This is a genomic window from Streptomyces sp. NPDC031210, assembly GCF_055570395.1.
The window spans coordinates 144,181-157,945 of the sequence record NZ_JBVIHH010000011.1; the positions used below are offsets into that span (position 1 = coordinate 144,181).

11 protein-coding genes are annotated in these 13,765 nt (G+C 73.5%); 6 read left to right on the plus strand and 5 right to left on the minus strand.

The annotated features are described in order from the left end of the window. Positions 1-175 precede the first annotated feature (175 nt). Complete coding sequence (locus ACZ45Z_RS21185) at positions 176-2,431, plus strand: hypothetical protein (protein ID WP_468364481.1); 2,256 nt, start codon at positions 176-178, stop codon at positions 2,429-2,431. Between the two features lie 86 nt (positions 2,432-2,517). Here the strand turns inward: ACZ45Z_RS21185 and ACZ45Z_RS21190 are convergent, their stop codons facing one another. Continuing rightward, positions 2,518-4,248 carry a CDP-glycerol glycerophosphotransferase family protein gene (locus tag ACZ45Z_RS21190; RefSeq protein WP_468364484.1) on the minus strand — a complete coding sequence of 577 codons (1,731 nt, stop codon included), beginning with the start codon at positions 4,246-4,248 and terminating at the stop codon, positions 2,518-2,520. Between the two features lie 552 nt (positions 4,249-4,800). After that, positions 4,801-6,519: an NAD(P)/FAD-dependent oxidoreductase gene (locus tag ACZ45Z_RS21195; protein ID WP_468364486.1), complete on the minus strand. Its 1,719-nt coding sequence runs from the start codon at positions 6,517-6,519 to the stop codon at positions 4,801-4,803. 723 nt (positions 6,520-7,242) lie between these two features. Between ACZ45Z_RS21195 and ACZ45Z_RS21200 the strand changes: the two genes are divergently transcribed. The 5 genes from ACZ45Z_RS21200 to ACZ45Z_RS21220 all read left to right on the plus strand — a co-directional run bounded on the left by ACZ45Z_RS21200 (position 7,243) and on the right by ACZ45Z_RS21220 (position 11,244). Then, positions 7,243-8,187, plus strand: a complete 945-nt coding sequence (locus tag ACZ45Z_RS21200) for a quinone oxidoreductase family protein (protein ID WP_468364489.1) — start codon at positions 7,243-7,245, stop codon at positions 8,185-8,187. A 153-nt stretch (positions 8,188-8,340) separates the two neighbouring features. Continuing rightward, on the plus strand, positions 8,341-9,273 hold the full coding sequence (locus tag ACZ45Z_RS21205; protein ID WP_468364491.1) for an IclR family transcriptional regulator domain-containing protein: 933 nt from the start codon (positions 8,341-8,343) through the stop codon (positions 9,271-9,273). A 96-nt stretch (positions 9,274-9,369) separates the two neighbouring features. After that, on the plus strand, positions 9,370-9,819 hold the full coding sequence (locus tag ACZ45Z_RS21210) for a hypothetical protein (RefSeq protein WP_468364494.1): 450 nt from the start codon (positions 9,370-9,372) through the stop codon (positions 9,817-9,819). 41 nt (positions 9,820-9,860) lie between these two features. Then, the gene (locus ACZ45Z_RS21215; RefSeq protein WP_468364497.1) at positions 9,861-10,499 is read left to right on the plus strand and encodes a nucleoside/nucleotide kinase family protein; all 639 of its coding nucleotides are present in this window, start codon (positions 9,861-9,863) and stop codon (positions 10,497-10,499) included. Positions 10,500-10,782: 283 nt separating this feature from the next. Then, positions 10,783-11,244: a type II toxin-antitoxin system PemK/MazF family toxin gene (locus ACZ45Z_RS21220; protein ID WP_468364499.1), complete on the plus strand. Its 462-nt coding sequence runs from the start codon at positions 10,783-10,785 to the stop codon at positions 11,242-11,244. A gap of 14 nt (positions 11,245-11,258) precedes the next feature. Here ACZ45Z_RS21220 and ACZ45Z_RS21225 read toward each other — a convergent pair whose 3' ends face one another. The 3 genes from ACZ45Z_RS21225 to ACZ45Z_RS21235 form a co-directional block, all read right to left on the minus strand. After that, positions 11,259-11,801 carry a DUF1697 domain-containing protein gene (locus tag ACZ45Z_RS21225; protein ID WP_468364501.1) on the minus strand — a complete coding sequence of 181 codons (543 nt, stop codon included), beginning with the start codon at positions 11,799-11,801 and terminating at the stop codon, positions 11,259-11,261. Between the two features lie 57 nt (positions 11,802-11,858). Continuing rightward, positions 11,859-12,458, minus strand: a complete 600-nt coding sequence (locus ACZ45Z_RS21230; RefSeq protein ID WP_468364504.1) for a methylated-DNA--[protein]-cysteine S-methyltransferase — start codon at positions 12,456-12,458, stop codon at positions 11,859-11,861. Positions 12,459-12,547: 89 nt separating this feature from the next. Then, positions 12,548-13,432 carry a glycerophosphodiester phosphodiesterase gene (locus tag ACZ45Z_RS21235; protein ID WP_468364506.1) on the minus strand — a complete coding sequence of 295 codons (885 nt, stop codon included), beginning with the start codon at positions 13,430-13,432 and terminating at the stop codon, positions 12,548-12,550. Positions 13,433-13,765 lie beyond the last annotated feature (333 nt).

A 13,765-nucleotide genomic window follows, 5' to 3' on the forward strand; every position in this document is an offset into this window, starting at 1 on the left:
TTGATCGAATTAAGGCTCTTCGGCGACCGACTCTCACCGGTGCCGCCCTGTTGTGATCGTGTCGCTGACCGCCGCGACCGCACGCGGCCCTCCGCCGCCGTCGCGTTGTCAGTGCCGTCAAGTAGCGTTCTGGCGTAAGGAATCGACGGGCGGATCGCGGAGAGGGCGGGGCGACGTGGGGGAGTCCGGGGCGGGAGAAGGCGGCGTACGGAACGATTTCGGCGGAAGCGCGCACGGGCACGTCGTGCAGGCCGGGGTGATCCAGGGCGATGTGCGGTTCGAAGTGACGCGGCCCAAGCTGCCGGTGCCCCGTCAGGTGCCGTCTGCCGTGGCGCAGTTCGTCGATCGCGAGCCGGTGCTCGACACCCTCACCGGCTGGGTGGCGGAAGACGGCGGTATGGCGGTCCTCAGCGGACTGCCGGGAGTGGGCAAGAGCGCGACGGTACGCAGATGGGCGCAGGGCCAGCGCGGCCGGTTCCCTGGCGGCGAGTTCTACGTCGATTTCGCCGAGCTGCGGGTGCGGGTGGGCGGGGATGTCTCGGCCGGGGTGAGCAGTTGCCTGCGGGCCCTGGGGGTGGAGGACCAGTATCTGCCGGGGACGCTGGGCGAGCTGTCCGGGATGTTCCGCAGCTACACGGCCGAAGAGCGCGTGCTGGTGGTCCTGGACGATGTGACCGAGCCGGCCCAGGTGCGCGCGCTGATTCCGGGCGCGCCGGGAAGCGTCGTCCTCGCGACGAGCCAGGGAACGCTCGGCGAGCTGCTGGAAGTGGGAGCGCGTCTGATGCCCCTGGAACCGCTGGAGCCCGAGCACGGCCTGAGGCTGCTCAAGCGTCTGTGCGGGCCTGAGCGGATCGCCGAGGGCGATCAGGACGCCGCGGAACGGATCGTGGAGAGCTGTGGGGGACTGCCTGTGGCGCTCCATGTGGCCGCCGCCCGCCTGGTGATGCACCCGAGGCTGGCGCCGGAGGCCCTCGCCGCGGAACTCTCCGACGAGCGCGGCAGGTTGAGCGCCTTGCGAAGAGGAGGGGAGCGGGCCGTGGCGGCCGTGTTCGGTGTGGCGTATGACGGACTGTCCGAGGAGGCCGCGCGACTGTACCGCCTGCTCGGGCTCTATCCCGGACGCCGCTGGGACGCCGGGGCGGCCGCTGCGGCAGCCGCGACGACGGTCCGGTGGGCACAGGAACAGCTCGATGTCCTGGAGGCGGCGAGTCTGATCACGGTGGCGGCCGACGGTCGGTACGACTTCCACGACCTGGTACGCCTGCACGCCCGGGAACAGGCCGCCGAAGTGGACAGCGAGGACGAGCGCACGGCCGCCGTACGCCGCACGGTGGACCACCTGCTCACCCGGGCCGCTCATGCGGACCTGGCCGTCATGGCACGTCGGATGCGCATCGGCCGTTACGTCGAGCGGTTGGGCCCTGACGACCGGGGCACGGGCTTCGACGACCGGCAGCAGGCCCTGGAGTGGCTGGACCTGTGGCGTGGGGAACTGCTGTCCGCCCAACGGGCCGCAGCGGAGCACGGATGGCACCGGGCGGCCTGGGAGTTGGCGGAGGCGCTGACCGCCCTTTACCTCAACCGCCGGTATCTCCACGACTGGATCGAGTCCGGTGAACTCGGGGCGCAGCAGGCGGCGGCGGACGGCGATCCGGCCGCCGAAGCGCGACTGCGTTCGCTCCTCTCCCGTCCCCTGATGGACCGCGAGGAGTTCGACCGGGCCCGCTCCGAGCTGGAGACGGCCCTCGCCCGCGCCGACGAGTCCGGCCACGCCCTGTTGCGGGCGTCCGTGCGCGAGTTCTACGGCCGGTACTGGGACCGCCGCGACCCGTCCCGCGCCATCACCACTTACGAGGAGGCGATGACGCTTTACCACGCCGCGGGTGACGAGCGCGGTATCGCCATCGGCCTGCATTTCATGGGCTGCGCGCAGGATGCCGTGGGCCGCACGACGGACGCGCTGGTCACGCTGCGGGACGCCTACGACCGGTTCATGGCCATCGATGACCGCCGGATGGGGGCGCGGGCACTGGCCGCCCTCGGCGGCGCGCAACGGAAGCTGGGGCATGGCGACGAAGCGGTCGCTTCCCTGGAAGAGGCGGTGCGGATGCTGCGGGCACGAGGCGCCGTCCATTACGAGGCACAGACCTGCGAGGCGCTGGCCGAGATAGCGGGGGAGCGCGGAGACCGGGAGGGGTGGCGGCGGCATCTGAGGCGCGCGCTGGAGATCTACGAGGCGGGCGGTGGCCCGCGCGCCACCGAGCTGCGGCGCAGGCTGCTGGAAGCCGTGGAAGCCGTGGAAGCCGTGGCAGAAGAGGAAGGCGGGGAAGACGGGGAAAGCCCGAAGGGCAGGGGGAGCGCGGATGACCTTGGGCACACGGAGGCGAGCGAGTTGGGAGGGACGGGAAGGGCAGGCGAGGCGGGCGTGTAGCACCGGAGCCAGGGGGCGCCAAGCTCGCCTGCCGTTCGCGGACCCGTGTTGTCCCGTACTGGCCCGTGCTGTTCGGGGGCCCACCGCTACCGGACGAGGCGCAGGGCGGCGTCTTCGGTGCGCTGACCGAGGGTGAAGCCGATGAGGCCCTCCGGCGGGCGGTGGGCGCGCAGGCAGGCGTAGACGACGGCGGCCAGGACTGCGGGGTCGTCCACGAGGCCGGTGGCGGACACCTCGACCGTCCGGCCGTCGCGGAGACCGACCCGGCATCCGCGTCCGGCGACGGCTGCGGCGGCGAGGAAAGAGCCGGGAAAACGGGCGAGGGTGTCCTCGATCCACCGGTCGGCGGCCACCGTTGTCCGGGCCGGTGAGCGGCGGAAGAGGACCGACGCGCTCTCCGAGATCCGCCGGTCCCGCTCATCGTCCGCGCACGAGAGATGACGCCACGGCCCGCCGGGAGCCTCGGCGGCAGAAGGGAGGGGGAGGCCAGGGGCGAGGAGATCAGGGGAGGCGAAGGCGGCGGCCGCGGCGGGGGTGCGCCGCACCGCGACCCAGGGGCCGGCGTCCCCGTCACCGAGGCGGGTGGTCACGTAGGTGGCGGTGACCGTGGTCGGGTCGTCCTGCGGCACCGGTGGTGCGGGGGCCAGGCGTGGGGGCGGCGGGCCGGTGGGTTCGGGCAGGTCCAACAGGTCGTAGACGGTGGTGCGGAGCAGTTCCAGGGCGCGGCCGGGCACGGCGAAGGCGCCTTCCCCGAGTTTGCGGAGGCGGTCGGCGCTGCCGTCGGAAGGAGGCTCGGGGCTGATCGCCCGCTCGATCTGCGGCAGTGGCGGGGACCGGTGATCGAGGCGGGGAGCGATCCGGCCCAGTTCCGCCATGGGCGTGCCGGGAACGGCTTCCGTTTCGCCGAACGCGCCGAGCAGCAGCGGCGTGCCGAGAGCGGCGCCGTAGAAGGTGACCGAGCCGTGGTCGCCGATCAGCAGGTCGCTGGCGAGCAGGGTGGCCTGCCAGCCGGCCGTCGGCGGGATGTGGAGCAGTCCCGCCTCCAGTGCGGAGTCGAGTAGCGAGCGGAGGGCGTGGCGGCCGTGTGCCGCGAGGATGTTGGGGTGGGTGACCAGCGCGACGGCGTACTCGTCCAGCGGCAGTTCGGCCAGCAGACGGGCCGGCAGTGCGGGATGCCGGCCCAGGAGGGAGCGCTCGCCCCAGGTCGAACTGAGCATGATCAGCCGTCGGCCGTCCTCGATACCGAGGGCGTCGCGGTAGACGGCGCGCAGGTCGCGTCCGTCGAGCAGGGCGTCGTAGCAGGGGTCGCCGACCAGGAGGGTGTGACCGGCCGTCGCGGGGTGGGCGGCGGCCAGTTGCGCGGCCTGGTCGGGGTGCGAGACGGCGAGCCGGGCGCGTCCGCTGCGCAGCAGTGCCTCGGGCACGACTCCGGCGAGCCGGTCCTGGTCGCTGCGGGAGTCGGGCACGACCTTGTGGAAGCCGACGCCGTGCGGGAGGACGAGCACGGGAGCGGTGTGGTCGGCGGTGGTGAGATCGGCGTTCTCGGAGGCCGTGATGATCAGATCGGGGGTGATGTGGCCGAACTGGTGCCAGGGCAGGACGCGGGCGCCGACGGAGCCGAGCAGAGCGTGGACGCCGTCGTTGAACGCGGAGGTGGGGTCGAAGGCGAAGACGAGTGAAACGCGTGGGTCGTCGCGGAAGACGGGGCGGAGCACGTCGAGGATTCGGACGGTCGAGGTGACCGTACGGGCCACGGCCACGACGACGCGCTCGCCGTGGAAGGTCTGCCATCGCTCGGGGTCCGCACCGACGGGCACCCGTAGCGGGGGTATCAGCCCGTGGCTGGTGTCGTGCCCGGCGTCATCGAATCCCGGTCCCCGCCCCGGCCCCGATCCGGACCCGGGCCCCGCACCCCCACAGCCGTCAGCGGCTCGCGGCTCGCGGCTCGCGGCTCGCGGCTCGCGGCTCGCGGCTCGCGGCCATGCTGCTGCTAGCGCCTCTCACGGATGTCCGCAACCCCCAGCGCGTGAGCGAATAGTGTCCCTGGCCGCCCCCACCGTAAAGCAGAGCCGGCGCGGGCAGGCGGCGAGGGGCGGCCGGCCGACCCCCGCCCACGCGCGGACGATGACCGAGCGGCCGGGGCCGACGACGGCTGGCCGCCGACCCCCGCCCGCGCGGACGATGAGGCCGACACCGGCCGCCGCGCACCCACCGGGCGTGGCGAGCCCCCCTACCCCCGTAAAGGGGGCTCGCGGTCTTGAGAAGCGCGTCTCCGGGCGCCGGGCGCGGGCCGGCTCGCGGGAACGCGCGGGCCACGACGGCGACCGGCCGAAGCGCAGCCGCAGCCGTCAGCCGCTAGCCGTCAGCCGTCAACTGTCGGCCGGTTTCCGCCGGCCGGCGCCGCCCCAGCGCCGTAAGGCCGTCGGCCCGAGGGCGAGCGGACGCGGAAGGCGCCGGGGCGCCGGTTCGGGGGCGGCAGGGGAGGAAGGAGCCGGGGACGAGGGGCGCCGTGGGACGGGTGGGGCGGTGGAAAGCGCCGTGGTCGACGGGACGGCGGGGACCGTGGACAGAGCCGACGGGCCACCCGGCGCCCCGGACGGGCCGGCGGCCGGCGGCACCTCGACCCGGGCCGGCAGCGAGGGCACGTCCGGCGACGCGCCCCTTCCCGGTGCGGCGGCGGTGCCCGGTGCCCCGCCGGGCGCCGACCGCGCGCACACCCGCCCCTTGACCAGGCCGAGCGCCGAGTCCCGCTGCGGGGAGCGAGCAGCGGCGGTACGGGGCGCCATCACGTCGATATAGCCGCGAAGGACGGGGGGAAAGCCGGTGACGGTGTGCAGGGCGCCGGTCAGCGCGCCGCGCACCAACCGGGCCGCCGCGAACGGCCGCGAGCCGGCCGGCCCCGGCGAGGAGAGCACCTCCGGGCCGGTCGCCACCGCCCACGGCGCCTGGACGAGGCGCCCGACGCTCCGCTGCACGCGGTGCGCCAGTGCCGGCGCGTCCATCCCGTGGCGGCGCAGCGCGTCGCCCAGTGCGGCGGCGCCGTGAGCGGCGAGGGCCAGGCCCTGGCCGTAGTCGGGCTGGAACGCGGCCACGGCGCCGCCGAGGGCGACGAATCCAGTGGGCCACGACTCCAACTGCTCATAGCGGCGGCGCCGGGTGGAGGTGTCGCGGGCGAGCCGTACCTCGCTCAGCGGCTCGGCGTCGGCGATGAGGTCGCCGATGAGGGAATTGCCGGTCCGGCGGGCGAACGGCACGAACCGGTCGGCGTGTTCGGTCGGCCGGTCGTCGCCGGTGCCGGTGAGGGTGACCAGCCAGCGGCCGTCCTCGATGGGGACCAGCGTCGCCGTCCGCCGGGGCACTGAACCGTCCGGGCTCCCGGCATCCGCACACGCCGTGATCACCGGGCAGTTCTCCGCACCTGCCGGGGCGCGGAAGACGCGCGTGGCGGAGACGACCCCGGAGTCCACCGTCTCCTCGTGGACAGCGGGCAGTCCGAGCGCGGTCAGCCGGCCCGGGGTGGTGGAATTCCGGCCGGTCGCGTCGACAACGAGGTCGGCGTCCAGGCGGTAGCTCTCGCCGGTGACGGTGTTGCGCACGCGGACGCCGGTGACATGCTCCGACGTGCCCGTCAGGCCCTCGGCCTCCGTCCCGTCGAGCACGGTCACCCCGGGGAAGGCGGCCACCTGCCGGCGTATGACCCGGTCCAGCAGGTCCCGGGAGCAGGCGATCAGATACGGCGCGCGCGGCCCGCGGCGTAAGCCGTCGCGCGGGGGCAGGCCGAGGAGTCCGGACGGCAGCGGGAGGCGCCGGGCGCCCTCGGCCAGCCACCGCTCGCCGCTGCCGGGCAGCAGGGTTTCGATGAGGCGGGCGCCGTCCGCGGCCAGCAGATGGGCGTGCCGGGCGTGGGGAAGGTCGGTGGGGCGCGCGGGCGTCCGCGGCAGCCGGTCCCGTTCGACGACGATGACATCGGCGTGCTCGGCCAGCGCCGCCGCGGCGAGCATGCCCGTGAAGCCGCCGCCCAGCACGACGGCGAGGTGCGGGTGGGTGAACTGGAGCCCGGTGCTGCTCGTACTGCTCGATGCGTTCATGGGCAGTCCCTTTCTCTGCGAAGGCGAGCGGTTCCCGGGCGGTAGCGGGCAGCGTCCAGATAGGGCGGTGCCGCGTTCGGGCGGGACCGTCGGCGCGCGGCGGCGATGACGGCGTCGGTGGCGGCCGTGAACGAGGCCGTGAGAGAGGCGGGCAGGGAAGCGGAGGCGGTCCGCAGACGGCGCAGACGCGCCGGGATCACCGGCAGCGCCCTTTGAGGTTCCCGGCAGGCCGGCGCGAAAGCCGGCCTGCCGCCCCCCGTTTTCCCCTTCATGATTCCCCCTCAGGCCGTGTCCGCCTCGCCATTCCCACGGCCACGTCCTCCGCCACCCGCCCGTGTCACCGGGTGGGGCAGGCGAGCACGGCTGCCTCGCGGAACGCGTTCCGCCCCTGGGAACGCAGCCGTCACATCTGGTCGACGGCGGACACAATTCCGGATCGTAGGCGGCGGAGATCACATGCGGAACCCGGGTTTTACCGAGGGGCGCGTGACAGCCACCCGGCGGATACCGATCGGTAGATCCCATGCAAAACGGCGCAATGGGCGGAAAGCGGCCTGCCCGTTTCTCGCGTCGCGAGAAAGCCGGTGGGCATTTCTCACGAGACGCGGCGATGCGCTTCCCGAAAGGCCGCATGGTTGGCGCGAAATGATCGCATGCCCACCGGGTCGGGGACGCCGTGCCTACCCTGTGCGGGCACAGCACTTGTGAACCAGAGGGAGAGTCGTGCGCGCGATTGTGATGCGAGAATTCGGCGGCCCGGAGGTGCTGCGGCTCGAGGACGTACCCGAGCCGGAGCCCCGCAGCGGCCACTCGCCGGTCGACGTGACCCTGGCCGGCATCAACTACGCGGACGTGCACGTACGCGGGGACTCCTACCTCGCCCCGGTCGAACTCCCGTACATACCCGGTAACGAGGTCGTGGGCACACTCGACGGCGGGCGGCGCGTCGTCGGCCTCTCCCGCGGCGGCGGATACGCGGAGCGGACGCTGCTGCACCGCCGGGTCACCTGGGACGTGCCCGACGAGATCAGCGACGAACAGGCCGTCGCCCTCGCGCTCCAGGGAAACAGCGCCTGGCACCTGCTGTTCACCTCGCTGTGCGTCACCGAGGGCGAGACCGTCGTCGTACCGGCCGCGGCCGGAGGCGTCGGCTCGCTGGCCGTCCAGCTCGCCGCGCACGCCGGGGCGAAGGTCATCGCCCTCGCCGGATCCGCCGAAAAACGCCAACTGGCCGCCGAGCTGGGCGCCCATGCCGTCGTCGACTCCACCGCCGAGGACCTCACGGAACGCATCGTCGACGCGGCCGGCGGCCCGGTTCAGGCGGCCCTGGAGATGACCGGCGGCGCCACCTTCGAACGGACCCTCGCCGCCGTGGCGCCCCGCGGCAGGCTCGCCGTCTACGGCTTCGCCGGCGGCGAGCTGGCGAGCGTGCCGACCCGGGACCTGATGGAGCGGTCCCTGACCGTCTCCGGTTTCTGGCTGCCCCGGCTCTACTCGGACCGCACCGCCCTGCCGACCTCCATGCGGGCGCTGTTCGACGCGGTCGCCGGCGGCCGGCTCAAGCCGCTGACCGGCGCCACCTACGCCCTGGGCGAAGCCGCCCGGGCACACCACGATCTGGCCGCACGCACCCCGACCGGGAAACTCGCCCTCGACGTCACCCGCTGACCGCGGGCGGGTGGGCGGCAGGGCCCCGGCGCCGTACGCCGGAGCCGCCCGCCGAGGGCCGCGGCCCACGCCGCGGACGAGGAGTGTGCCGGCTCGCACCGGAAATGCCGTGCGCCACAGGGCGCGCATCACTGCCAGGGGAGAGAGCACACGATGGGCAACAGCACCAAAGCGTCGGGAGCCGCGGCTTCGGCCGCCGCGTCCGCCTCGGGCACCACCGCAACGGCGCCGGGCGCCGCGCGCCGCGCCAAGAGCGTCCGCCGGCCGTCCAAGAGCGTCGCGGGCCCGCGGACCTCGGGATCCGGGCATGCCGAGCGGGTCTTCCTCGTCCAGACGGCCTTCGCCGAACTGGGCGGATCCGCGCACGGGCCCGGCGAGATCGCCGAGTTCACCGGCCTGGACGACTCCGTCGTCTACCGCATCCTGCAGTCCGGCATCTACCAGCGCATCTTCGAACGGGTGGACCGCGGCCTCTACCGGCTGCGCACCTCGGCCGCCCAGCTCGCCTTCACCGCGCTCGACCACCGCCTCGACGGCGCGACCTCCCAGACGGTGCTCCGCGAACTGCGGATGGCCACCGACGGCGGGCTGGCGTTCCTCTACATGGTCGCCCCCTTCGCCGGCGCCCAACGGCAGTGCGTCGACATGGCCGTCGGCGACTCCGACCTCGCCGAACTGGGGATGACCCCGCGCGACGTGCTGTCCGTGACGCGCTCCCTGCGGACCGGCGCCTCCGGGCGGACGATCCTGGCCTACCTGCCGGAGGTGGTCCAGCACCGGGTGCTGAGCGAGCCCGTACCCGAGCAGGCCGGTCCCGGCGTCTACCGCGACAACGCGGCCCTGCTGGCCTCCCTGGCGGAGGTCCGCGACCTGGGCCACGCGCTGGGCTACGAGGAGTGCATGGCCGGCTGGAACTCCTGCGCGGCGCCCATCATGTGGGACGGCTCCATCATGGGGGCGGTCCTCCTGCTCAAGCTCAAGTCGGTGATGCCCGTGGTTCCCGCCGAGGTGATCGAGGCGACCAAGGAAGCGGCGGCCGAACTGAGCCGCTACGGAGCCGCCCGGCCGGCCGCGGACCAGGTCTGAGACACGACGCGCCGTCGCAGGCCTGTTCATGGGCCCACCCACCTCTCTACCGTGGCCAGCGGAAACCGGCCCACGCACGAGGCACAAGGGGACTCGATGGAAGCGGAGTTGGTGGCGCTCGCTACGGCGGGGGCGACGACGCTGGTGCAGCAGATGGCGACGGAGGGCTGGGACACGGTCCGCCGGAGAATGGCGGCCTTCCTGGCCCGGCGCCGCGGCATGGCCGACGAAGAGGCCCTCGAAGGCGAACTGGAGGTCTCCCGCGCCGATCTGGAGACCGCGCGGGAAGAGGGTGACGCGGACGCCCTGGCGGGAGTGACCGCCGCCTGGAAGCTGCGACTGCGCCGGCTGCTCGCAGAGGACCCGGCCGCGGCGGCCGAACTGCGGGTCCTCCTGGACGAACTGCGGCCCGAGCAGGACGCCGCGACGGTGCGAGAGGTGCGCAACACCATCAGCGGCGGCGTGCAGCACGGCACGGTGATCCAGGCCGGCGTCGTCTCCGGGCTCACCTTCCCCGCACCGCCCGACCGGCCGCTCCCCGGCTGACCCCCCGCGCCCCGCGCGGCGCGTCCGGGCACAATGGCGGGGTGCGGCTCGAAGCGATCACCTGGGACCGGCTGACCGACGCGCTCGCCGACCGGATCGCCACGACGACGGCGCAGGACGGGAGCCCGTGGCTGCGTGTCGCGGTCGACGGGGCGCCCGCCGCGGCCCCCGGCGACCTGGCGGGCCGTCTCGCCCAGGCGCTGCGGGTCCGGGGGCGGGCCGTGCACCAGGTCGGCGCGTACGGCTTTCTGCGCCCCGCCTCGCTGCGGCTGGAGCACGGACGCGAGGACCCGGACGCCTACTACGACGAGTGGTTCGACCGGCGGGCCCTGTGGCGGGAGGTCTTCCAGCCGCTGGAGCCCGGCGGTTCCGGGCGGGTGCTGCCGGACCTGTGGGACCCGGTGGCGGACCGGGCCACGCGCAGCGCTTACGTGGAACTGCCGCCCGGCGGCGTCCTGCTGCTGCACGGTCCCCTGCTGCTGGGTCACTGGTTCCCCCTCGACCTCACCGTCCACCTGAAGCTGTCACCCGCCGCGCTGGCCCGCCGCACGCCGCCGGCCGAGCGCTGGACGCTGCCCGCGTTCGCGCGCTACGACGCCGAGACCCGGCCGGAGGAGGCCGCGGAGGTCGTCGTACGGGCCGACGATCCACGCCGGCCGGCCTGGAGCGGGCCGGGCTGAGCCCGCGGCCGGCACCGACCACGCGGTCGTCCTCCTCGGCCGATGTATGCGGCGCGGGAACCGGACGTTCCACGGGGGTTCGCAGCCGTGCAACTCGTGGAACTCGTGGGCGCCACCGCCCTCTTGGGACGGTTTCCGATACGTCGTGGTCCCTGACACGGCGACCCCCTCCCCGGACGGTCCCGACGACCGCCCCCCGCTGCTGAAAACCGTACGACCGACCACTGACAATCGACCGCGGACCGCCGGCCGGGGCCTCCGCCCCGACCGCTAGCGTGACCCCGTGACCACTTCATTCAACGCATCCGAGGAGTCCGTGGCGCTGCCCGGCAGCCACGGGCCCACCGCGACGGTCGAAGCCCTGCCGCGCTCCGTCGGCACCGTACGGACCTCCTACGCCCCCGACCCGGACGGCGACCCCGACCCCGGGGAGATCGTGTGGACCTGGGTGCCCTACGAGGAGAACGACGGCCGGGGCAAGGACCGGCCGGTGCTGGTGGTGGCCCGGGAGGCGGGCGGGACGCTGCTGGCCGTGCAGCTCTCCAGCAAGCGCCACAACAACGACCGGGAATGGGTCCCCATCGGGGCCGGCCCTTGGGACCGTGCGGGGCGCGATTCGTGGATAGCCGTGGACCGGGTGCTGCGGGTGCACCCGGCCGGGATGCGGCGCGAGGCGTGCGCCCTGGACCGGGGCCGGTTCAACCTGGTCGTCAACCGGCTGCGCGAGCGCTACGGCTGGCGCTGAGACCGCACTGGCCGTCAGGCGTCCGCCAGCGCCAGCAGCTTGGTGACGGTGTTCCAGTTGCGTGCGGTGGCTGTCACGCCCAGCCGGGTGCGGCTCACGGCGTCGGCCAGCTTGGAGCGGCCGATGCCGTGCGGGCACCACAGATACAGCTCCCGTCCGATCAGCTCATACCGGTCGGGCGCGAACGCCGCGGGGTCGAGCGCGTCGAGACCGGAGGTGTCGGCCGGCACCGCCGACAGGAAGGTGACGTGCAGCGTCCTGGGCTCGGGGACGGCCTGCGGGAACGGGTTCGCGGCGACGGCGGCGGCCAGCTCGTCGCGGGTGCGGACCTGGACCGGCACCGACAGGCCCAGCTCCGACTCGATCCGCTCTTCGAGCGCGCGGGCGGTCTCCTCCGGCGGCGTCCCCGGGTCGGCGAAGACGATATTGCCGGTCTGGAGCAGGACGGAGACGTCCCGGAGGCCCATCGACTCGGCGAGCTGGAGCTGCCGGGACTTGGGGAAGGCGTTATGGCCTCCGACGTTGATGCCGCGGAGCAGGGCGATCTGACGGGACATGGCGCTGCCTTCGTACGTAGGCGGTCGGAGCGACCGGGACAGGAAGAGCGGTAGCGGTCAGAACAGGGGCGCGGGCAGCACACCTTCCAGGGCCAGCAGCAGGCGCTTGGTCTCCAGACCGCCGCTGAAACCGCCGATGCCGCCGTCGCTGGCCACCACCCGGTGGCAGGGGACGACGACCGGCAGCGGATTGGACCCCATGGCAGCCCCCACCGCGCGCGCCGCCCCCGCCTCCCCGACCCGGTCGGCGAGGTCCTGATAACCCACGACGCTGCCGTACGGCACGCCGTCGGCGAGGGCGTGCAGGACCCGGGCCGCGAAGCCGGAGGTCAGGGACCAGTCCAGGGGAACGGTGAAGGCCCGCAGCCGCCCCGAGAAGTAGGCGGTGAGCTCGGTGGCGGCCGTCTCCAGGTGGGGTGTCTCCGCGAGCGGCGGTCCGGCGAAGAGCTGCTCCAGGCGGGTCACGGCGCGGCGGGTGGTCCGGTCGTCGCAATGGAAGAGGACCTGGACCAGCCCCTCCCTCGTCGCGGCCAGCAGCAGCGGCCCGAGGGGGGACTCCAGCCGCCGCCAGGCCCACTCGCGCCGCGGTGCCCCGCCGGTCGCGGGCGTCGCGTCCGGCGGTGTCGCCGGCTCCGGGACGTGCTCTGCGTTCGTCACGTGCTCAGGGTAGGACGCCCCACTGACAACGCGGGCGGCGAGCGGGCCGCCGGGGTCTCCGGCACCCGCTCGCCGCAGGTCGTGCGCGGTCAGCCGCCGCTGTTCTCCAGGGCGTCGCGTATCACGTCGGGCTTGTTGGTGATGATGCCGTCGACGCCCATCGCGGCGGCCTTCACCGCCGTCGGCCCGTCGTCGACGGTCCAGGTGTAGACCTCCATCGCGCGGTGGTGCGGCCCCTCCATGGCGTGGACGGCGGCGACGTACTCGGGCGTGAGCCCGGAGTACGCGGGATTGATCTGGTCGCAGAACGCCGCGTAGGAGGGGAGGTCGGCGACCGACGGCTTCCCGAGGAAGCCCGTCTTCAGACGCGGCCACAGCTTGTGCACGGTCTTGAGGGAGTCGGGGTTGAAGCTCTGGATGATCAGCCGGCGCTTGGTGTGCTTCTTGTCCAGCCAGCCCTCCCGGCGCAGCTCCATGAGCGTCTGGAGTTCGATGCCCGGGTAGAGCTCGGGCGACTTCAGCTCCATCAGCAGCTTCTGGCCGTTGTGCTCCACCTCGTCCATGTACTCCTCCAGGGTGGGCACGCGCTCACCCTGGAATTTCGGTCCGAACCAACTGCCCGCGTCCAGCTTCTCGATCTCGTTGAGGGTGAAGTCCCCGACCCGCCAGGGGGAGCGGCCGGGGAAGACCTCCTCGACGTTCGTGGTCCGCGCGAGCGAGGTGTCGTGCAGGATGACCAGCTCGCCGTCCTTGGTGCGCTGCACGTCGTTCTCGACCCAGTCGAAGCCGAGGCGGCGGGCCGCGTCGATCGAGGCGAGGGTGTTCTCGGGGGCGTACGCCGAGGCGCCGCGGTGGGCGATCGTCACCGTCTCGGACCCGTTGGTCGCGGCCTGGGCGGTGGTCGGGGAGAGGACGAGCGCGGACAGACCCATGACCGCACCGGTGACGGCGGTGGTGACGGGGCGGATACGCATGCGGACTCCTCGTGACGTCGTGGAAGTGAGCAGACGCGAAGTGAGGTGGGGGAGGGAAAGGGGCGGATGGGCCGAGGCTCGCAGCCGGGGGGTAGCGGGAGATAGGCGTGGGATGGCCAGATATTGAACGAGAAGTGACCGGTCATAGGTGTTTGAGCGCCGTGGCCGCAGGATGCCCGGAAATCGCCGTGCAACAGACGTACGTCCCGACGCCGTCCAACTTGCCGGAGCCACGGCGTCCGCGCATCTTGGCCGATGGTTCGTCACCCGTCGCGCTTCTGACCGGTTTTCGTCTTGCGGGTCGGCGCCGGCCGACCGTATCGGATCCGGGCG

What these genes read in the sequence shown, in the direction of transcription:
- ACZ45Z_RS21205 (WP_468364491.1), top strand. Translation starts at nt 8,341, where the DNA reads ATGGGCAACAGCACCAAAGCGTCGGGAGCCGCGGCTTCGGCCGCCGCG.
- ACZ45Z_RS21235 (WP_468364506.1), bottom strand. Translation starts at nt 13,432, where the DNA reads ATGCGTATCCGCCCCGTCACCACCGCCGTCACCGGTGCGGTCATGGGT.
- ACZ45Z_RS21210 (WP_468364494.1), top strand. Translation starts at nt 9,370, where the DNA reads ATGGAAGCGGAGTTGGTGGCGCTCGCTACGGCGGGGGCGACGACGCTG.
- ACZ45Z_RS21225 (WP_468364501.1), bottom strand. Translation starts at nt 11,801, where the DNA reads ATGTCCCGTCAGATCGCCCTGCTCCGCGGCATCAACGTCGGAGGCCAT.
- ACZ45Z_RS21195 (WP_468364486.1), bottom strand. Translation starts at nt 6,519, where the DNA reads ATGAACGCATCGAGCAGTACGAGCAGCACCGGGCTCCAGTTCACCCAC.